The following is a 20,639-nucleotide window of genomic DNA, read 5'->3' as shown; positions in this document are numbered from 1 at the left end:
CCATCATACGCACGGGGTCGGCGCAGAGGAGGCAGGTCAGGGAATGAGGACGAGCGATTCCCCGCCAGGGATGACGTCGACGCCGACCTGGCCACCGTCGACGATCTCGCCGCTGATGAGCAGTTTGGCGAGCGGGTCACCGATCGCGCCCTGGATCAGCCGGCGCAGTGGACGGGCGCCGTACGCCGGGTCGTAGCCCTTGTCCGCCAGCCACCCGCGAGCCGCGTCGCTGACGGTGATGGTGATCCGCCGCACCGCCAGCCGCCGCTCCAAGAGGCCCAGCTGGAGGTCGACGATCTCGGCGAGCTCCTCCCTGGTGAGCGCCTCGAAGACGACGATTTCGTCGAGACGGTTGAGGAACTCCGGCTTGAAGGACGCCCGGACCACCGCCATCACCGACTCGCGCTTCTTCTCCGAGTCCAGCGTCGGGTCGACCAGGTAGGGCGAGCCGAGGTTGCTGGTCAAGATCAGCAGTGTGTTGCGGAAGTCGACGGTGCGGCCCTGTCCGTCGGTGAGTCGGCCGTCGTCGAGGACCTGCAAGAGGATGTCGAAGACCTCGGGGTGGGCCTTCTCGACCTCGTCGAGGAGGACGACGGAGTAGGGCCGACGTCGGACGGCCTCGGTCAGCTGACCGCCCTCGTCGTAGCCGACATAGCCGGGCGGCGCGCCGACGAGACGAGCGACCGAGTGCTTCTCGGAGTACTCGCTCATGTCGATGCGCACGATGGCACGCTCGTCGTCGAACAAGAAGTCCGCCAGCGACTTGGCCAACTCGGTCTTGCCGGTGCCGGTCGGACCGAGGAAGAGGAAGGACCCGGTGGGTCGGTTGGGGTCGGCGATGCCGGCGCGGGCACGGCGTACGGCGTCGCTCACGGCGCGCACGGCCTCACGCTGGCCGATCAACCGCTCTCCGATGACCTCCTCCATCCGCAGCAGCTTCGCGGTCTCGCCCTCGAGCATGCGGCCGGTCGGGATGCCGGTCCAGGCCTCGACGACCTCGGCGATCTGTTCGGCGCCGACCTCCTCGCCGACGAGGGGGGCGACGTCCTGCTTCTCCGACGAGACGGCCGCCTCGATCTTCTTCTCCAGCTCCGGGATCGACTCGTAGTTGATCTTGCTGGCCGCCTCGAGGTTGCCCTCGCGCAGGTAGCGGTCGGCCTCGATCTTGAGCTGGTCCAGGGCACGGCGCAACTCGCCTTCGCCCTCCAGCGTCGCCTTCTCCTGCTCCCACCGGTGCTCGAGGCCGCGCAGCTCCTCCTCGCGATCCGCGAGATCCTGGCGCAGTCGTCCGAGCCGCTCCGAGGACGCGTCGTCGGACTCTTTGGCGAGCGCGAACTCCTCCATCTTCATCCGGTCGACCGCCCGGCGGAGCTGGTCGATCTCCTCGGGGGAAGACTCGATCTCCATCCGCAGCCGGGAGGCCGCCTCGTCGATCAGGTCGATCGCCTTGTCGGGGAGCTGGCGACCGGTGATGTAGCGGTCGGACAGTGTCGCTGCGGCCACCAGCGCGGCGTCGGTGATCCGGACACCGTGGTGGGCTTCGTACTTCTCCTGGATGCCGCGCAGGATCTGCACGGTGTCCTCGACGCTCGGCTCGCCGACGAAGATCTGCTGAAAGCGCCGCTCGAGGGCGGGGTCCTTCTCGATCCGCTCGCGATACTCGTCCAAGGTGGTGGCGCCGATCATCCTCAGCTCACCGCGGGCCAGCATCGGCTTGAGCATGTTGCCGGCGTCCATCGCGGAGTCGCCCCCGGCACCAGCGCCGACGACGGTGTGCAGCTCGTCGATGAAGGTGACGACCTGGCCACCAGAGTCCTTGATCTCCTCGAGCACGGCCTTGAGGCGCTCCTCGAACTCGCCGCGATACTTCGCGCCGGCCACCATGGCGGCCAGGTCGAGGGAGAGCACGCGGCGGCCCTTGAGCGAGTCGGGGACGTCGCCGGCGACCACCCGCTGGGCGAGTCCTTCGACCACCGCGGTCTTGCCGACGCCCGGCTCACCGATCAGGACGGGGTTGTTCTTGGTGCGACGCGAGAGCACCTGTACGACGCGGCGGATCTCGGCGTCCCGCCCGATGACGGGGTCGAGCTTGCCCTCCTCGGCAGCCTTGGTGAGGTCGACGGAGTACTTCTCCAACGCTTCGTAGGTCGACTCGGCGTCCTCGCTGGTGACCCGACGATTGCCGCGAACGGCAGTCAGCTCCTCACGGAGTCCGTCGGCGGTCAGCCCGGCGTCGCGGAGCACCTTCTGGGCAGGCGACTCGACGGTGGCCAGGCCGATCAGGAGGTGTTCGGTGGCGACGTACTCGTCCTTCATCGACGCGGCCAGGTCGATCGCGCTCGCCAGCACGCGGGTCAGCGAGGGTGACGCGGTCGGCTGTTGGACGGTCGCTCCGGTGGCCTTGGGCAGGTTGGCGAGGGCGGTCTCCGCGAGCGCGGTCAGACCGTCGACGTCGACCCCAGTCTTGGTCACCAGGGTGCGCGCGACCCCGTCTTGTTGGCGCAGCAGAGCCACCAGCAGGTGGACGGGCTCGATGGTGGTGTTGCCCGCGGTGGTGGCGGACAGCTGGGCGGCCTCGATGACCTCACGACTGCGGGTGGTGAACTTCTCGGCTCCGAACTGGCTCAACGGTTTCCTCTCGACGACTGCCTCGGCGACTACTCAGTGGTCACAACGACCCCTGCCCGGACCACTGTGGTCCCCTCTCGATACAACGCCCCAAAAGTTGAGTCCATTCCACTCAACTTCGGCGTTCTTAGAGGTCCCGCCAGCGACCAGGGAGGATGGTGTCCGCTGGGTCATGACTGACCGCGCCGCCAGACGACGATCGACTGACCGGTCAGCCGATCACGGCGAGCCGGCACGCGGCTACCCGACGCAGCAGAGGTGCGCCGCGACAGGGCGTCGCGCAGTGCCTCTCGGGTTGCCTCGAGCTCGATGACCAGCTCCTCGTTGCGCAGCTGGAGCGCCTCGACCTGGTTCTGCAGGTCGAGGATCCGACGGACCCCCTCGATGCCGATGCCGGCGCCGGTGAGGTCGGCGATCAGCCGAAGCAGCTCGAGATCGGTGTGGGAGTAGCGACGACCGCCACCCCCCGTGCGACCGGGCGAGATCAGCCCCATCCGTTCATACGAACGCAGCGTCTGCGGGTGCAGGCCGGTGAGCTCGGCGGCTACCGAGATGACGTAAACCGCTGCCTCCGGGCCCGGCGCCGCGATGGGCTCGGTGGCCCGACGCCGGGGCCGAGAACTCTGCTCGGTCACGACGACTCCTCGAACAGACCCGCCCGCAGCGGCTTGCCGGCCATCGCCGTCCGATAGGACTCGACAGCCTCCTTGGCGGTTGCGTCGAGAACCGCCGGCACCTGCACCTCGACGGTGGCCAGCAGGTCGCCTCGGGTGCCGTCCTTGCGCTGGGAGCCCTTGCCGCGCACCCGGAAGGTGCGGCCGTTGGGCGTGCCCGCGGGCAGCTTCAAGGTCACCGGACCGCCACCCAGGGTCGGGATCTTGATCTCCCCACCGAGAGCGGCCTCGTCGAAGGAGATCGGCACCGCGAGGGTGAGATTATCGCCCTTGCGGCCGAACAGCCGGTGCGGGCGGACCTTGACGGCGACCAGCAGGTCGCCGGCCGGGCCGCCGTTCTCACCGGGAGCACCCTTGCCCCGCAGCCGGATCTTCTGACCGTCCTTGACGCCGGCAGGGATGCGCGCCTGGATCGTCCGCATCGAGTGGCCACGGCCGGTGCCGTGGCAGACCGGGCACGGGTCGTCGTAGACGAGCTGCCGCCCACCGCACATCGGGCAGGTCTCGTTGATCGAGAAGCCACCACCCATCGAGGCGACGACGAATCCAGCACCCTCGCACTCGGGGCAGATGTGCGGCTTGGTGCCCGGCATGCCGCCGGTGCCCTTGCACTCCGGGCAGACGGAGTCCGAGGTCAGTCGCAACGCGACGGTGACCCCGTCCATCGCCTCGGTGAAGCCGATCGTGGTCGAGGTCTCGATGTCGGCGCCCTTGACCGGCCGCGGCTTGGCGCGCTGGCGGCCGAAGCCGCCGCCGCCGAACATGTCGCCGAACATGTCGCCGAGCCCGCCTTGACCGCCGTGCTCGCGGAGCAGGTCGTTGAGGTCGAACCCGCCGCCCGTGCCACCGCCACCGCCGAAGCCGCCGGGGAAGCGGCCGCCGGCGAACATCGAGCGCATCTCGTCGTACTTTTTGCGCTTCTCGGCGTCGCCGATCACGTCATAGGCCTCGGCGACGGCCTTGAACTTCTCGTGCTTCTTCTCATCACCCGGGTTGGAGTCGGGGTGGTTGGCGCGGGCGAGCTTGCGGTAGGCCTTCTTGATGTCGGCCTGGCTGGCGTCCTTGCCCACGCCCAACTCGGCATAGAAGTCCTTGTTGGCCCAGTCGGCTCTCATGCCGTCGTTGTCACTCATCCGCGCACCTCCTCTCCTCTCGCCCTGATGTCGCGGCACCGGTCACACCCGCGACGGATGTACGGCGTGGCGCGCGGCGTCGACCTCACCCCTCGGCCGGGTCGACGACCAGCACCTGCGCTGCGCGGACGACCCGGTCACCGATCCGATAACCGGCCTTGGCGACCATCTTGACCGTGGTCTCCTCGACCTCCGGGTCGGTGCCGAGATGCGACAGCGCCTCGTGCCTGGTCGGGTCGAAGACGTCACCGGGCTCGCCGAACTTGGACAGCCCGAGTCCTGTGACGACCCGCTCCAACTGGTCGGCGACGGCGCGAAGTCCGTCCTCGAGAGGCCCGGCGTCGCGGGCGCGATCGATGGTGTCGAGCACGTCGGTGATCGGGGCGAGCACGGCATAGCTGGCGTTCTCCCGGACCAGTTCGCGGTCACGCTCGACGCGCCGCTTGTAGTTGAGGTACTCCGCTTGCAGCCGCTGCAGGTCGCCGGTGAGCGACTCCACGTCGGCCTGAGCCTTGGTCAGGTCGTCACCGAGTCCATTGTCGGCGACGGTCTCGCCGTCCGGCTGACCGACGGCCGCCTGCGGCTCCTCGCCCACCGGGGTGGCGCCCTCGGGCTGCTCTCTGGTTGGACTCTGCTCGGCCTGCGGTTCGGACGACTCGGGGCCGCCGGCCGACCCGGCGCGCGCGTGCGCCGGGTCAGCCGCGGAGTGGAACCCTTCGGTCACTTCGCCTCGTCCCCGCCCTCGTCGACGATCTCGGCGTCGACGACGTCGTCGTCGGATTCACCAGTGCTGCCGGTGGACCCGCCGGCGGCGGCCTGGTCGGCCTCCGCGGCGGCGTACATCGCGGCGCCCATCTTCTGGCTGGACTCACCGAGCTTGGCAATGCCCGACCGGAGACTGTCGGTGTCGGCCTCGGCGTTCTCCAAGGTGGCCTTGAGTGCGTCGACGTCGGCCTGCACCTCGGTCTTCACCTCGTCGGGGATCTTGTCGCCGTTGTCGGCCAGGAACTTCTCGGTGGTGTAGACGAGCTGGTCGGCCTGGTTGCGGGTCTCGATGTTCTCCCTGCGCGCGGCGTCGTCGGCGGCGTACTGCTCCGCCTCCTTGACCATCCGGTCGATCTCGTCCTTGCCCAGCGCCGAGCCACCGGAGATCGTCATCGACTGCTCACGGCCCGAGGCGGTGTCCTTGGCGGACACGTGCACGATGCCGTTGGCGTCAATGTCGAAGGTGACCTCGATCTTCGGGATGCCGCGCGGAGCCGGCGGCAGCCCGGTCAGCTCGAAGTTGCCGAGCGGCTGGTTCTGCGCCCACATCGGCCGCTCGCCCTGGGCGACCTTAATCTCCACCGACGGCTGGTTGTCGTCCGCGGTCGTGAAGACCTCGCTGCGCTTGGTGGGGATGGTGGTGTTGCGCTCGATAAGCGTGGTCATCACGCCACCCTTGGTCTCGATGCCGAGGCTCAGCGGGGTGACGTCGAGGAGCAGCACGTCCTTGACCTCGCCCTTGAGCACACCGGCCTGCAGCGCGGCGCCCACGGCGACGACCTCGTCGGGGTTGACACCCTTGTTGGGCTCCTTGCCGCCGAGCAGCTCCTTGACCAGCTCGGTCACCGCCGGCATCCGGGTCGAGCCACCGACGAGCACGACGTGGTCCATGTTGGCCACGTCGACACCGCCGTCCTTCAGCACCTGCTTGAAAGGCGCCTTGGTCCGGTCGAGCAGGTCGGCGGTCATCTTCTGGAACTCGCTGCGGGAGAGCTTCTCCTCGAAGTGCAGCGGGCCGGACTCGCCGTGGGTGATGTAAGGCAGGTGGATGGTCGTCTCGCTGGAGGAGGACAACTCGATCTTGGCCTTCTCCGCCGCCTCCTGGAGGCGCTGCTTGGCGATCTTGTCCTGGCCCAGGTCGACGCTGGTGTTGTCCTTGAACTTCTTGATCATCCACTCGACGATCCGGGCGTCCCAGTCGTCACCACCGAGGTGGTTGTCGCCGGAGGTCGCCTTGACCTCCACGACGCCCTCACCGATCTCTAACAGCGACACGTCGAACGTGCCACCGCCGAGGTCGAAGACGAGGATCGTCTGGTCGTCGCCCTTGTCGAGGCCGTAGGCCAGTGCGGCCGCGGTCGGCTCGTTGACGATGCGGGAGACGTTGAGCCCGGCGATCTCGCCGGCCTCCTTGGTGGCCTGCCGCTGGGCGTCGGAGAAGTACGCCGGCACGGTGATCACCGCGTCGGTCACCGGCTCGCCGAGGTAGGCCTCCGCGTCCCGCTTGAGCTTCTGCAAGATGAAGGCGCTGATCTGCTGGGGGGTGAAGGTCTTGTCGTCGAACGACACCGTCCAGTCGGTGCCCATGTGACGCTTGACCGAGCGGATGGTGCGATCGACGTTGGTGACGGCCTGCCGCTTGGCGACCTCACCGACGAGCACCTCGCCGGACTTGGCGAAGGCGACCACCGACGGGGTGGTCCGCGAGCCTTCTGCGTTCGCGATGACGGTGGGTTCGCCACCCTCTAGGACGGCGACGACGGAGTTCGTCGTGCCAAGGTCGATACCGACCGCTCGTGCCATGTGTGTGTTACCTCCAGGGTTGATGTCTGCTGACGCCGCGCCGGACGTCGTACCGAGTCCAGTCTGGCCAATAAGTTGAGTCGATGCAACTCAAGTCTGTTCATGGTGTGCAACGCATGCCGCGGCAGGATTGTTCCGATCCGGCCAGACTTTTCTGCCGGGCTTTCCGTCCCGACCGCTCCGACCCTCTTCGTGGCCGGGAATAGCCGACGCGCCGACGTTGTCTGGACTCGCATGACGATCCCCACCCTCACCCTCAACGACGACACCACCCCTCGACTCGGCATCCCGCAACTCGGCTTCGGGGTCTACCTGGTGCCGCCGCCGGACACCCAGGGCGTGGTGGAGCGGGCGCTCGAGGTGGGCTACCGCCACATCGACACCGCTCAGATGTATGGCAACGAGGCCGGCGTCGGCGCGGCCCTCGCTGCCTCCGGACTCGGCCGGGACGAGCTGTTCGTCACCACCAAGCTGAACAACGGCAACCACCGACCCGACGATGCTCGGCGCTCGCTCGCGGAGTCGCTGGAGGCGCTCGGCCTGGACCAGGTCGACCTGTTCTTGATCCACTGGCCGCTGCCCGAGCGCTACGACGGTGACTTCGTGTCCACCTGGCAGACCATGGTCGAGCTGCGCGATCAGGGGCTGACCCGATCGGTGGGCGTCTCCAACTTCCAGCCCGCCCACCTGGACCGGATCGTCGCGGAGACCGCGGTGGCGCCGTCGGTCAACCAGATCGAGGTGCATCCGTTCTTCACCAACGAGTCGGCGCGCGCGGCCAACGCCCGGCACGGGGTGCTTACCGAGGCCTGGGCGCCGATCGCCCGAGGCAAGGTTGCCGAGAGCCCGGTCATCGTCGAGATCGCCGAGCGCCTCGGTCGGACTCCCGCGCAGGTCGCCCTCCGCTGGCACCTGCAGCGTGGCGACATCGTCTTCCCCAAGTCCACCAACGTGGAGCGGATGCGGGAGAACTACGACGTCTTCGACTTCGAGCTGTCCTTGGCGGACGTGGCCGCCCTGTCTGCCCTGGACGAAGGCGAGGCCGGCCGCACCGGCCCGAACCCGGATCGGTTCAACTGGATCCCGTCCTGAGCTCGGCGTGAGCTTGGCGGTGTCTGCGGCAGCCGTCAGCCGATGTGGATCTTGACCTCGTTGGACTTGGTGCCGGTGTTGGTGTCGACCACGCGGATCCGGTTGAGCCCGGACCGTCCGGTCATGATGTAGGTCGAGAAGGCCTCACCGTTCACCGACGTGGTGACCGGGAAGTCGGCCCACGTGCCTTCTTCGAACCGCTGCACCTGCAAGATCGCACCGTTGCCGCCCGGGTAGGTGCCGCTCAGGTCGATCTGCGCCATCGGCGCGACCGACTGCTGCCCTGCGGTCAACGTGATCTCGTGCTCCTTGGTCGCCGAACTGCTCGGCTTGCTGGGCTGCGACCCCCCGCCCTCACTAGCCTGAGTCTCCTTCGGCGCGGCAGGGGCTGAGGAGGACGTGGGCGACGGCTTGGGGAGATACATGCTCCCGCCATCGGAGGCGGCGTTGGCCGTGTCACCACCCAGACCGACCGATCGACTCAAGCCGAGCGCGCCGACACCGAGCAGCACACCAACAGCGGCGGCCACGGCGACCAACGCCACCAGCCCCCACAAGACGGGGTGTTCTCGATGCTCCGGCACCCTGGCAGCCTACTGAGTCTCCCCTGAGTCGCCGCATTTGCCGGCGCCAGCTGTCGCCTGTGGTTGCGACCGACAGGGCTGCTACGCCAGGACGGGAGTGCTTGGGTATTGGGTTCCGGCTGCTTGCCGGGTTGCTGGGGTCACTCCTGTTGCTGCTTTCCCAAGGTATCTCGATGAACCTGCACTTCTCATGGCGTATACGCCATGAGAAGTGACGCTCCACCCACTTACCTTGGGAAAGCAGCGACCCGTGTGAGTGGTGGGGTCGAGGCTGGCGTCGGACTCACGGGAACGGGTCATCGATTGTGCTGAAACTGCATGTCCCCGGCCCCCGAGACGCCGGACCTGTTGTTTCGGAACCATCGGCGGGGGTCTCAGACCCGGAGCAGACCGGCGACCGCAGGACTCCAGCGACCCGGCCAGCAACTCCAGCACCGGCGGCGCTGTTCCGCTGTAGGTGCCTGTCGGCGGTGACCCACGACGACCAGCAACCCGGCGAGCGACCCGCGACCACCGGCGGTTAGCCGGAAATGGGCGTGACGACGATCCGGGCGCCCTGGTCGGGGACGCTGGTGATGTTGCGGACCTTGGGTCCTTCCTCGCCGACGGCGTGCACGTCGTAGTGGCTGAACACCTCGCGCAGCACCTCGACCGCCTCCATCTGGGAGAACGCCGCGCCCAGGCAGCGGCGCACCCCGCCACCGAACGGGATCCATGTCGTCAGGGACGGCGGGTGGTCGCCGGTGAAGCGGTCGGGGCGGAACCGCTCCGGCTCGGGGAAATTGGCCGGGTCACTGTGCGAGAGCAGGATCGACGGGGCGACGGTGGTGCCGCGCGGGAGCAGGCGCCCGCCGAGGGTGGTGGGTCGCATCAGGGTGCGCACCACCATGGCGAGCACGGGGTGCAGCCGGAGCGACTCCTTGAAGATCGCCTCGAGCCAGTCGTCGTCACCGGTGCGCGCGGCGTCGCGGGCGCGGGCCATCTGCTCGGGATCGCGGCCGACCTCGTAGAGCGCCCAGGCCAGCGCCGTGGCGGTGGTCTCGTGCCCAGCAAGCAGCAGCGTGACCAGGTGGTCGCGCAACTCGGCATCGCAGAGCCGCTCGCCGTCGTCCTCGAGCCGGATCAGCTGGGAGAGGACGTCGGTGCGCTCGGCAAGGTCGGGCGCCTGCCGTCGCTCGGAGATCTCGGCGACGATCAGCCGATCCAGGGCGTACGACGTCTCGACGGTCCGCTTCCACGGCCCCATCCGCTGCAGCGGCGGAAAGCCCCAGCCGAGCAGGACCAGCGGGCTGACGTTGACGGTCCGGTAGACGAGCGGACGCAGCTGGGCCAACCGCTCCTCGTCGGTGACGCCGAAGACGACGTGCAGGATCACCTCCAAGGTCAAGGCGTTCATCCGGTCGAGCGCGCGGAACTCCAAGCCCGGAGTCCACGAGGCGACCTCGGTCTTGGCCAGGCCGGCCACGACCTCGCGGTAGCCGCGTAGGGCATGGCCGCTGAAGGCCGGCATCAACAGTCGACGGGCGCGCTTGTGGGCCGCTCCGTCCAAGACGAGCACCGAATGCTCGCCCATGATCGGACCGAGGATCGCATTGCCCTTGCCGGCGTGGAAGACCGCCGGATCGCCGGCGAAGATCTCCTTGGTGACGTCTGGCCGGGAGGAGATGACCACGGTGCGCCCCGCCGGCAACAGCCGGACGGTGAACACGTTGCCGAACCGCCGACGCAACCCGGGCACATAACGATGCCGGAAGCGGAGCACCCCGGCGCTCTGTGCGAGGGAGGGCTGCCGCGGACCCGGAGGCAGGTTGGTCGTGTCGACCGGCGGCATGTCCCGCCGCGACGGCGGCCGGGTGTGCTCGAAGCGCTCGCGCGAGAGTCGGGCGACCTTGTCGGTGTCGGTGTCGCGCACGTCGCCTCCCGGACTCCTCGCTGCTCTGGTCAGTCTAGGAGCGCGATCCTCACGGGGAGGCGCTCCTCGTGAGCTACCACAGCACCACGAGACGTCGTACTCTCCAATCGCTCGGGCGACCAGGCGGTACGACGTCTCGCGGTGGCAGTGCTGTCAGTCGTGCGGATCAGCCGGCGTAGAGGAAGAGTTCGCGCCCGCGCCAGTCGTTGCCGTCCACGCTCGGCCCGCTCACCGCAGTCGCGGTGCCGGACAGCGCGCCGTTGCTCCAGCCGACCTCGGCGAGGTTGCCGGTGCTGGCGGAGGCGACGTAGAGGTTGCCGTCGGCCAGCAGCAGACCCGTCGTGTCACTCCAGGTGATGCCGCTGCCGTTGCCCAGCGCCGTGAACCGCACCGAGCCCACAGTCTGGCTCTCCGGCTCGAAGTAGCGGTAGTAGAGCTGGGACTGACCGGACAGGGTGTAGTAGAGCCGACCGCTGACCTTGTCGTAGAACATCCCGGTGATATTCGGGATCTCGTTGGCGAACTGGGTGAGGCCGTTGAGGCTCACCGTGGTGGCGGCACCGAAGGTGGTGCCGTCGAAGGTGCGCGAGCGCAGCGTCCCGTTGGACCAGCCGGTGTAGAGGGTGCCGTCGATCATCACCGCACCACGGGCGCTCCCCCAGGCCTGACCACCGTTGGCCACGGCCTGGCTCCCGGTCACGGTCGAGCCGGTGAAGTCCCGCTCGGTGACGGTGTCGGTCTTGCCGAGGAGGTAGACGGCGCCCGGCAGACTGCCGGTGTTCTCGACAGGCAGGGCGGTGCCACCGGTGGTCGGGAAGAAGGCGAGCCGGCCGCGCTTCTCCTTGGCCACCACGGCAGTGTCATGACCCATCCACAGTCCGGCGTTGGTGGTCATGAACTCCCACACACCCACGCCGCGATTGCGGGTCGGGTTCCAGCTGAAGGGCAGCCCGTTGCGCGGGTCGATTGCGGCAAGGCCGGTGCGGACGACTGCGCCCACCCCTCGCGAGTCGGAGGAGTAGGGGTTGTTCAGCCACCGGAAGTGACCGCCGACGTAGATCGCGGCACCGGTCGCCTTCACCTGGGTGAAGGTGTCACCACCGCTGTAGTCCACCCAGCTGGGGTCCTGGCTCGCGGTGGTGGTCGGAGTCAACTCCCAGCGGCTCACGGCGTCACACAGCGTGCCGGAGCCCACTCCGCCGGAGTAGGCGCCGGTTGCGCCGACGACGAAGTAGGTGCCAGTCGGGTCGATGTCCACATCGCGCATGTAGGTGTCGAAGGAGGTCGAGCAGCTTGCCGAGAACCGGCTGGTCCACCAGCTCGCCAAAGTCGCGGTGGACCCGCTGAGGTCGGCCATCATGATCTGCGGACGGCTCTGCCCGTCGACCGTGCGGAAGTTGCCGATCGCGACCAAGCTGTTGCCGTCGTCGCTGATGTCGAAGTGCTTGACGGCCAGCTTGCCGCCGTTCCAGAGACCGGCGAAGGTGAGGTTCACCGTGCCGGTGTCCGCGCCCGTGGTTGGGTCGAGTGCAGCAAGTAGCGTGCGTGACTGCCCACCGATGGTGGTGAAGATTCCGCCGATGTAGAGCTTGTCGTCGACGAGTTGCATGTCGTTGATTGCGCCGTTGATCGCCTTCGCTTTGAAGGTGGTGATCACGGCGCCGGAGGTCGCGTCGATCCGCGCGACCTTCGAGGACTTGACCCCGTTGACCGCGCTGAACTTCCCACCGATGAAGACGGTGCCGTCGCCGGCGTCGACGACCTCGGTGACCTCGGTGCCGGTGATCTCAGGCACAAAGGTGGTGTCCACCGCACCGGTGGTCGCATTGAACGCGAAGATGTTCTTGCGCGTGTACGCCGTGCCGTTCTTGTCGGTGACGGACGTGAACGTGCCGGTCGCGATGATCCGGTCGCCCACCTGGACCATCGACTCGACCTTGCCGTTCTGCACGTTCGGCGGCCAGTTGTCCGGATTCGCCGAGACGATGGATCCGATGGTCGGCTCGGCCGCTGTGCTCGGCACAGCGAGAGTCGGAACGGCCAGTGCTGTCAGCCCCAGTAGGCAGGCAGCGGCCAGTGACTTGCGCATAACTCAACCCCCACGTTTTGAAGTGCGCTTGATAGGGAACTCCCCCAGACACCACCTTCGGTGGCGTACTCCGTCGAGCGTATACACCCTTACCCAAGATGTAATCAGGCAGGCACCTAGTCGTCTAGACCGGCGCGACCGCCCCCGGAGGCCAGTCAATGGCTACTCCAGTGCCTTACGGCTGCGTCATTTTCGGCAATGCCCCGAGTCAGCTGAGCGGCTGGCCGCCGAGCCAGACGCCGGCTACCAGCGGCACACCGGGGCGATAGGCGAGGTGCACGTGGCTGGGGGCGTCCAGCACGACCAGGTCGGCGCGTGCGCCGGGGGTCAGCGAGCCCACGTCATCGCGGTCCAGCGCAGCGGCTCCGCCCGCGGTGGCGGCCCGCACCGCCTCGGCGGGGCTCATCCGCATCTCCCGCACCGCCAGCGCGATGCACAACGGCATCGAGGACGTGTAGCACGACCCCGGGTTGCAGTCGCTGGCGATGGCCACCGCGACCCCGGCATCGATCAGCTGGCGGGCGTCGGGGTAGGGGTGCCGGGTCGAGAACTCCACCCCCGGCAGCAGGGTGGCGATGGTGCCGGAGTCGCGCAGCGCATCGACGTCGGCACCGGTCAGGTAGGTGCAGTGATCGACCGCCGTGAGCCCCAGCTCGGCAGCCAGCTGCACACCCGGACCGGGGCCGAGCTGGTTGGCGTGCAGACGACCGCGCAACCCTGCGGCTTGCCCGGCCTCCAGCACCGTCCGGGCTTGATCGGCGTCGAAGGCGCCGGTCTCGCAGAAGGCGTCGATCCAACTGGCGTGCGGCGCCGCGGCGTCGAGCATCGGGCCGGTGACCAGATCGACGTACGACGTCGCGTCGGTGCCCTCCGGGACGACATGGGCGCCGAGGAACGTGGTCTCGTCGGTGAACTGACGCGCGACCGCGAGCGAACGCGCCTCGTCGATGACGCTGAGGCCGTAGCCGCTCTTGATCTCCACCGTGGTGGTGCCCTGCCGGCGCATCTCGGTCACCAGCCGCGCCACGTTGGCGGTGAGCTCCTCGTCGGTGGCGGCGCGGGTGGCCGCGACCGTGGTGCGGATGCCGCCCGCGGAGTAGGGCTGCCCGGTCATCCGCGCGGCGAACTCCTCGGCGCGATCGCCGGCGAAGACCAGATGGCTGTGGCTGTCCACGAAGCCGGGCAGCACCGCGCGGCCCGCCAGGTCGACCCGCTGGTCGGCGTCCGGCGCCGCGCTGGCCGGCCCGGTCCAGGCGACCCGATCACCGTCGATCACCAGGGCGGCATCGCGCAGGATGCCGAGCGGACCGCCGTGCGCCGGGTCGTTGGTGACCAGCTCACCGATGCCGGCGACCAGGGTGGTGGCGCTGTTCATTGCTGAAGCCTCCCGATGACGTCGACCAGCTCACGTCCGATGTCCGCTGCCTCACCCTGCCGCACCACGACCCTCCCGTCGACCATCACCTGGGTGACGTCGGCTGCGGTGGCGGCGAACACCGCGGTGTGCTCGTCGGCGCCGGTGCCAGCCGTGCGGAGGGTCGCCGTGTCCACGGTGACCAGGTCGGCCCGGTGGCCGGGCGCGATCCGACCGGCGTCGGGGAAGCCGAGGCTGGCCTGCCCGGTGGTGGTGCCGGCCTCGATCAGCTGGGCGGCGGTCCAGTGTCCGCGCCGCTGCGTGGCCAGTCGCTCGTTCAGCTCGACGGCGCGCATCTCCTCGAACAGGTCCACCACGGCATGGCTGTCGCTCCCCAGAGTCAACGCAGAGCCAGCCTCTCTCAGCGCGACGCTCGGGCCGATGCCGTCGGCGAGGTCCCGCTCGGTGGTCGGGCAGAAGCAGGCGTAGGTCTGCGAGCCACCGAGCAGCGCGATGTCCTGGTCGGTGAGGTGGGTGGCGTGCACGGCGCTGGTGAGCGGGCCGAGCACGCCTGCGTCGGCGAGGAGTCCGGTCGGGGTGAGGCCGTACGCCGCTTGGCAGGCGTCGTTCTCCGCCACCTGCTCGGACAGGTGCACATGCAGGGGACGACCCTGGGCGGCCGCCACCACGGTGCCGAGCTGGTCGCGCGGCACCGCGCGGACGGAGTGGACGGCGGCACCGACGACCACGCCCGGGCGAGGTGCGATCGCGGCGACCCGCTCGCCCCAGCGGGTGGCATCGCCGTCGCTGTAGCGCCGCTGCACGCCCTCGGGCGGCTGGCCGAACCCGGAGCTGAGATAGCAGGTGTCCAGCAGGGCGATCCGGATGCCCGCCTCGCGGGCGGCCTCGACGAGGGCGAGACCCATGGCGTTCGGGTCGTCGTACGGCGTCCCGTCGGGGCCGTGGTGGAGGTAGTGGAACTCGCCGACGCAGGTGATCCCGGTGGCCGCCATCTCGCGGTAGACCGCGCGAGCGAGCGCGTAGTAGGAGTCCGGGTCGAGCCGCTCGGCGAGGGAGTACATCTGCTCCCGCCAGGTCCAGAACGTCCCGCTGCCGCGTTGGGTGCGGCCGCGCAGGGCCCGATGGAAGGCGTGGCTGTGCGCGTTGGCCAGGCCGGGGATGGTCAGTCCGGGCACACGGACCACATCCGCCGGCTCGGCGGCCCGGTCGGTTGCCTGGTCAATCGACTGGGCGGTTGTTCCGGCCCAGGTCACCGCGGTGAACCGGCCGTCCTCGACGGTGACCAGCACGTCGTCTCGCGCGGCGCCGTCGACCCAGGCCCGCTCGAGCAGGTAGACGGTCACGAGAGCATGCGCTCCAAGGAGTCGGCGAGTGCGGTCACGCCGACCAGGCAGTCGGCGGTCTCGGCGTGCTCGTCGGGCGAGTGCGAGACGCCGGTCGGGTTGCGCACGAAGAGCATCGCGGTCGGGATGCCGGCCTCGGCGAGGATGCCGGCGTCATGTCCGGCCTGGGTGGGGATGATCGGCCAGTCGCCGTCCTCATGCCCACCGGCCAGGCTGGTGGCGAGACCGGGATCGAAGTCGATCCGACCCGACACCGACTCCACGGTCAGGCTGACGCTGGTGCCGTCACGCTCGGCGCGCTCGGTCGCCTGCCGTTCGATGACGCGGATCAACTGGTCCAAGGTGTCCTTGGTCTCGCAGCGAGCGTCCAGCCATGCGGTCACCTGGGACGGCACGGCGTTGGTGCCGTTGGGCTCCACCTGGATCCGGCCGAAGGTGGCCCGCTGGCCCGCCAGTCGTGCTTGCTTGTTCGCAGCGAGCGAGGCCACGGCGTAGGTGAGCATCGGGTCACGTCGGTCCTCCATCCGCGTGGTCCCGGCGTGGTTGGCCTCACCGGTGAACTCGAACCGATAGCGCCCGTGCGGCCAGATCCCCGCACCCACGCCGACCGCGTGGCCGAGGTCGACGAGGTGGCGGCCCTGCTCGACGTGCAGCTCGAGGTAGGCCGCCGGGCGCTGCTGCGCCGACCAGGGCCGGGGCTCGCTCGATCCCAACAGGTCCGCCGCGGCCATCGCGTCGGCCACGGAGACCCCGTCCCGGTCCTTCAGCTGCTTGGCCTGCTCCCAGCTGATCGCGCCTGCGGCCAGGCGAGAGCCCAGACAGGCGAGACCGAATCGGGAGCCCTCCTCCTCGGCGAAGACCGCGACCCCGAGCGGCCGGGTCGGCACCACACCTCGCTCACGCAGCAGATCCACGGCGGCGAGCCCGCAGACCACGCCGAGCGGGCCGTCGTACGCCCCACCGTCCAGGACGGAGTCCAGGTGCGATCCGGTCAACAGGCCCGGTCCGGTCACCCCGGCCGGACGCCACCAGGCGACCAGGTTGCCGAAGTCGTCGGCCTCCACGGCCAGGCCCCGGGCCTCGGCCTGCTCGGCGAACCACGCGCGCAACTCGATCTCGGCGCTCGTGAACGGCTGCCGGAAGTAGCCACCCGACCGCGCCGAGCGGCCCACCGGCGCCAGGTCGGCCCACATCTGCTCGAAGCTCACTCACCAAGTCCACCGCCTCCCCGGCCCGGCCACAACCAGCGGGCATCTGGTTCAGTCTCGTATCCCAGACCCTTGAGCTGCCTGGGAGCGCAGCGCGCGGCATGGATCAGTGGCTCCCCCACCCACGCGAGGTGCCGCCGGTCGACCCCGGACCGGAGTAGCGTCCGAGCGTGACCGCGCGCACCGAGACCTCCGACGATCTCGCCGTCGCCAACCTCCAGGCCCTGATCCGGATCCCGACGGTGTCCCACCGCGACCCGGACTCGGTGGACATCGAGGCGTTCGATCGGTTCCTGGCCGAGCTGGCGGACCGGTTCCCCCTCCTGCACGAACAGCTCGAGCTGACCCGGGTGTCCCGACACGGGCTGTTGTTCCGGTGGCCGGGCGCCGCGGCTGATCGACCCGTCGTCTTGATGGCGCATCTCGACGTCGTGCCCATCGACGAAGGCGCTCCGTGGCAACACCCACCGTTCTCCGCGGAGATCGTCGACGGCGCCATCTGGGGTCGCGGCACGCTCGACGACAAGGGCTGCCTGGTGGCGATCTGCGAGGCAGTGGAGCGTCATCTGGCCGCCGGATTCGCACCCGCGCAGGACATCTGGCTCTCGTTCGGCTGTGACGAAGAGGTCTCGGGAGAAGCCGCCGAGCTGGCCGTCGAGCAGCTTCGCGAGCGCGGGGTGCGGCCGTGGTTCGTGCTCGACGAGGGCGGCGCCATCGCGCACGAGGCATTCCCCGGCGTCACCGACCCGGTCGGCGTCATCGGGGTGACCGAGAAGGGCATCACCTCGCTCGAGCTCGTCGTCGAAGGACGCGGCGGCCACGCCTCCACGCCGGCGAAGATGGGACCGACCGCTCGCATTGCCCGCGCCATCCTGCGCGTCGAGCGGTCGCCGTTCCCGGCCAGCACTCCGCTGCCGACGCTGGAGCTGATGCGTCGGCTCGCGCCGCACGCCCCCGCAGCTCTCCGACCGCTGATGGCCAACGCCGACCGCCTCAAACCGGTCCTCACCCGAGCGCTGGTGGCGGCCGGGCCGGAGTCGGCGGCGATGACCCGGACCACGGTGGCCGCCACGACCCTCTCAGGCTCGCCGGCCCTCAACGTGATCGCCTCCACCGCGTCGGCCGGGCTGAACATCCGGATCATGGTCGGCGACACCGTCGCCGGCGTCGTCGAGCACGTCCGCAAAGCCGTGCGCGACAAGCAGGTCGAGATCAAGGTGATCGAGGCGAGCGAGCCCAGCCCGATCTCGCCGTACGACGGCGACGAGGCGTTCGCTCTCCTCGAGGAGACCATCGTCGAGGTCTTCCCCGATGCCGTCCCGTCGCCGTACGCCATGATGGCGGCCACCGACTCCCGCCACTTCACGACCCTCTCGGAGCGGGTCTACCGGTTCGCGCCATTCCGGATGAGCAAGGCACAGCGCGCGGCGATCCACAGCTACGACGAGCATCTCGGCGTCGAGGCGTTCCTCGACGGCATCGCCTGGTATCACCGGCTGATCGAGAGGATCTCCTGATGTCCCAGCCCGAGCCGGTGTCCCAGCCCGCACCCGGAGCTCCCAAGCACCTCCACTCGATCACCGCGGTGGTCGGCTTCCTGGTCGCCGTCGAGATCGCCAGCGGCATCCTGCAGGGGTTCTACACCCCGATCTGGAAGGACATCGCGCATCACTTGTCGATGCACGACGCCGACGTCAACTGGTTCGAGGCCGCCCAGCTGATCGTGTCCGCGTTGGCCATCCCGCTGCTCGCCCGGCTCGGTGACCTGATCGGGCACAAGCGGGTGCTGCTGCTGTCGACCGCGATCACCGCGGTCGGATCGTGGATCTTGGCGTTCGCGCCGTCCTTCACCGCCTTCCTGATCGGCTTCGCGATCCAAGGGGCCTACGTCGTGTGGCTGCCGATGGAGGTCGCGATCGTGCACCGGCGCACCGCCGCCGACCCCCGCCAGGACCGGCTCACCCGCACGGCTGCCGGCGTCCTCGTGTTCGCCCTCGAGATCGCCGTCATCATCGGCGCCGGCCTGAGCGGTGCCCTGGTGGGTGGCCTGGCCATGTCCACCCTGCTGATGATCCCCGCCGTCGCGGTGTCGATCGCCTTCTTCGTCATCTGGTTCGGCGTGGAGGACCGACCCGGCCAGTCCGGAGGCGGCGTCGACTGGACCGGCTTGGGTCTGATCACCTTGTGCCTGGTGCTGGTGATGGGCGGGCTGATCCTGATCCGACTGAACGGGCCCGGCTTCTTGGTGGCCTGGCTGGTCATCGTGCTCGGCCTGGCAGCGATGGTCCCGTTCGTGCGTTTCGAGGCGGCACACGACGACCCCATCATCGACGTACACCTCTTCGCCAAGCCCGCGATGTGGCCCGTGCAGCTGACCGCCTTCCTCTTCGGCATGTCGGTGCTCGGCGCCCAGATCCCGCTCTCCACGTTCGCTCGCACCGACCCGGACAAGGCCGGCTTCGGTCTCGGCGCGTCGGCAGGGTTCGTGACCGTGCTGATCGTGGTGTACGTCGTCACGCTCGCCGTCGGAGCGCTCACCTTGCCGTTCACCTCGCGCCTGCTCGGACCACGTGGCGCGTTGCTCGCTGCCTCACTGCTGGTGGCCATCGGCTATGCCTTGTGGATCCCGTTCCACGACCACACCTGGCAGGCGTTGCTGAACATGGCCATCGCCGGCTTCGGCTCCGGTGCCCTGGTCGCCGCTCTGCCCGCCTCCGCCGCTGCGGCGGCACCACCAGAGCGCACCGGCTTCGCCACCGGGATGACCAACGGCACCAAGACCGTCGGCGGCGCCATCGCGTCGGCGATCTTCGCGATCGCGCTGTCCTCGACCGGATCGCTCGCCGACACCAAGGCTGGCCACGCTCCTCTCTCGGGCTACCTCACCGTCTGGGCCGTCTGCTCGGTCGCCGCCCTGCTCGCCGCCGCCTCGCTCCTCGTCGTCCCCCGCGGCGCCTTCGCCGACCCCGCCGAGGCACCCCTCACCACACCCTGAGTCTGGTTCGGCCTCAGCGCGGCCGCGGGGCGCCGGCGGCTAGTGGTTGTGATCGACGGAGCAGCTATGTGGCGACTCGCTGCTCGGGCCGCGTCGTCTACCGGGTTGCTGGTGGTCCGTGGTGCTGGCCGATAGAGCTCCTACACGGAGAGGCGGCGGCCTGTGGTCCGGGTCGTTGCCCGGCTCGCTGGTCCCAGGCCCAGAGCTGCGCTAGGCCAGGGGGTCGGTGCACCGATTGTGCTGAAACTACAGTCCGTCATCGGGTTACTGGTGTGTACGCACGGCATATGTGACCTACACACCAGTAGCCATGCTGACGGCGTTGCCGGGTGCATCGATTGGCCGCAAACTGCATGCCGCTCGGTCCCGGATTGCGGTTTGGGCCCAAACGGCAGCCCCTCGCCCTGCCGGGGCCCGGCTTAGGCTTGCATCATGGGCACCGAGAAGGACCCGGAGAGGCACGGCAGTGCGGAGCAGCCGACGGCGCCTGTCCGCGGCTCCGCTCGAGACCCGCGCACCGGTCGTGCCGCGGCGCGGGCTCGGATCGCGCAGCAGGCGACCTGGGTCGACCTGCAGATCCAGCGGGCGCAGGAGCAGGGAGCCTTCGACAACCTTCCCGGCCGGGGCAAGCCGATCGAAGGGCTGGGCAAGCAGCACGACCCGGACTGGTGGCTGAAGAAGCTGGTCGAGCGTGAGCAGATCACCGGGGTGTTGCCACCGGCGCTGCAGTTGCGCAAGGACGACGCCGAGCTCGACGCGCGGCTGGACGAGATGAGCGTCGAGGCCGAGGTGCGCCGCGAGATCGAGGAGTTCAACGAGCGCGTGCGGGCCGCCCGGCTCCAGCCGCTCGGCGGGCCGCCGATGATCACCCAGCAGCGTGACCTCGAGGAGACGGTGGCCGCGTGGCGCGAGCGGCGCGGCCGTCACCGCTGAGCCCGCTCGGACCGGCCCAACACCCTCGGCGGCGCCAGGCGCCGCGGCCGCAAGGCCGCAGCCCGCGTGGAATTGGTCATACCCCCGGCGGCCGGAGCCTTGCTA

Annotated in this window: 15 protein-coding genes; 4 read left to right on the top strand and 11 right to left on the bottom strand. The window is 69.3% G+C overall.

The features are described from left to right. Positions 1-36: 36 nt before the first annotated feature. The 5 genes from clpB to dnaK form a co-directional block, all read right to left on the bottom strand. Entirely contained in the window at positions 37-2,628 is a 2,592-nt protein-coding gene (clpB, locus tag QM714_RS14855) for an ATP-dependent chaperone ClpB (RefSeq protein WP_415101905.1), read from the bottom strand. 170 nt (positions 2,629-2,798) lie between these two features. Beyond that, positions 2,799-3,263 carry a heat shock protein transcriptional repressor HspR gene (locus QM714_RS14850; RefSeq protein ID WP_415101903.1) on the bottom strand — a complete coding sequence of 155 codons (465 nt, stop codon included), beginning with the start codon at positions 3,261-3,263 and terminating at the stop codon, positions 2,799-2,801. Beyond that, complete coding sequence (dnaJ, locus tag QM714_RS14845) at positions 3,260-4,435, bottom strand: molecular chaperone DnaJ (RefSeq protein WP_415101901.1); 1,176 nt, start codon at positions 4,433-4,435, stop codon at positions 3,260-3,262. The genes QM714_RS14850 and dnaJ overlap by 4 nt, the downstream gene beginning before the upstream one ends. Positions 4,436-4,520: 85 nt before the next feature. Next, on the bottom strand, positions 4,521-5,159 hold the full coding sequence (gene grpE / locus QM714_RS14840) for a nucleotide exchange factor GrpE (RefSeq protein WP_415101899.1): 639 nt from the start codon (positions 5,157-5,159) through the stop codon (positions 4,521-4,523). Next, positions 5,156-7,003 carry a molecular chaperone DnaK gene (dnaK, locus tag QM714_RS14835; protein WP_415101897.1) on the bottom strand — a complete coding sequence of 616 codons (1,848 nt, stop codon included), beginning with the start codon at positions 7,001-7,003 and terminating at the stop codon, positions 5,156-5,158. The genes grpE and dnaK overlap by 4 nt, the downstream gene beginning before the upstream one ends. 234 nt (positions 7,004-7,237) lie before the next feature. Here dnaK and QM714_RS14830 point away from each other — a divergent pair, with 234 nt between their 5' ends. Continuing rightward, the gene (locus QM714_RS14830) at positions 7,238-8,095 is read left to right on the top strand and encodes an aldo/keto reductase (RefSeq protein ID WP_415101895.1); all 858 of its coding nucleotides are present in this window, start codon (positions 7,238-7,240) and stop codon (positions 8,093-8,095) included. Between the two features lie 35 nt (positions 8,096-8,130). Here QM714_RS14830 and QM714_RS14825 read toward each other — a convergent pair whose 3' ends face one another. The 6 genes from QM714_RS14825 to QM714_RS14800 form a co-directional block, all read right to left on the bottom strand. Continuing rightward, positions 8,131-8,679, bottom strand: a complete 549-nt coding sequence (locus QM714_RS14825) for a hypothetical protein (RefSeq protein WP_415101893.1) — start codon at positions 8,677-8,679, stop codon at positions 8,131-8,133. 520 nt (positions 8,680-9,199) lie between these two features. Then, positions 9,200-10,591, bottom strand: coding sequence for a cytochrome P450 (locus QM714_RS14820; RefSeq protein WP_415101891.1), 1,392 nt, complete (start codon positions 10,589-10,591; stop codon positions 9,200-9,202). 166 nt (positions 10,592-10,757) lie between these two features. Further along, complete coding sequence (locus QM714_RS14815; RefSeq protein WP_415101889.1) at positions 10,758-12,680, bottom strand: hypothetical protein; 1,923 nt, start codon at positions 12,678-12,680, stop codon at positions 10,758-10,760. A 208-nt stretch (positions 12,681-12,888) separates the two neighbouring features. Next, a complete protein-coding gene (hutI, locus tag QM714_RS14810) occupies positions 12,889-14,055 on the bottom strand; it encodes an imidazolonepropionase (protein ID WP_415101887.1) in 1,167 nt (388 codons plus the stop codon). Then, positions 14,052-15,398 carry a formimidoylglutamate deiminase gene (locus tag QM714_RS14805; RefSeq protein ID WP_415101885.1) on the bottom strand — a complete coding sequence of 449 codons (1,347 nt, stop codon included), beginning with the start codon at positions 15,396-15,398 and terminating at the stop codon, positions 14,052-14,054. Before QM714_RS14805 ends, hutI begins: the two co-directional genes overlap by 4 nt. Next, positions 15,395-16,606, bottom strand: coding sequence for an allantoate amidohydrolase (locus QM714_RS14800; RefSeq protein ID WP_415101883.1), 1,212 nt, complete (start codon positions 16,604-16,606; stop codon positions 15,395-15,397). Before QM714_RS14800 ends, QM714_RS14805 begins: the two co-directional genes overlap by 4 nt. A 170-nt stretch (positions 16,607-16,776) precedes the next feature. On the opposite strand from QM714_RS14800, the gene QM714_RS14795 reads away from it, so the two are divergent. From QM714_RS14795 to QM714_RS14785, 3 genes are all read left to right on the top strand, one after another. Beyond that, positions 16,777-18,123: a M20/M25/M40 family metallo-hydrolase gene (locus QM714_RS14795; protein ID WP_415101881.1), complete on the top strand. Its 1,347-nt coding sequence runs from the start codon at positions 16,777-16,779 to the stop codon at positions 18,121-18,123. Then, complete coding sequence (locus QM714_RS14790) at positions 18,123-19,601, top strand: MFS transporter (protein ID WP_415101879.1); 1,479 nt, start codon at positions 18,123-18,125, stop codon at positions 19,599-19,601. Before QM714_RS14795 ends, QM714_RS14790 begins: the two co-directional genes overlap by 1 nt. Before the next feature lie 432 nt (positions 19,602-20,033). Further along, the gene (locus QM714_RS14785; protein ID WP_415101877.1) at positions 20,034-20,534 is read left to right on the top strand and encodes a DUF1992 domain-containing protein; all 501 of its coding nucleotides are present in this window, start codon (positions 20,034-20,036) and stop codon (positions 20,532-20,534) included. Positions 20,535-20,639: the final 105 nt, after the last annotated feature.

Source organism: Nocardioides sp. (assembly GCF_047602075.1).
Taxonomy (GTDB): Bacteria; Actinomycetota; Actinomycetes; order Propionibacteriales; family Nocardioidaceae; genus Nocardioides.
This window is presented reverse-complemented; position numbering and strand designations above follow the sequence as displayed.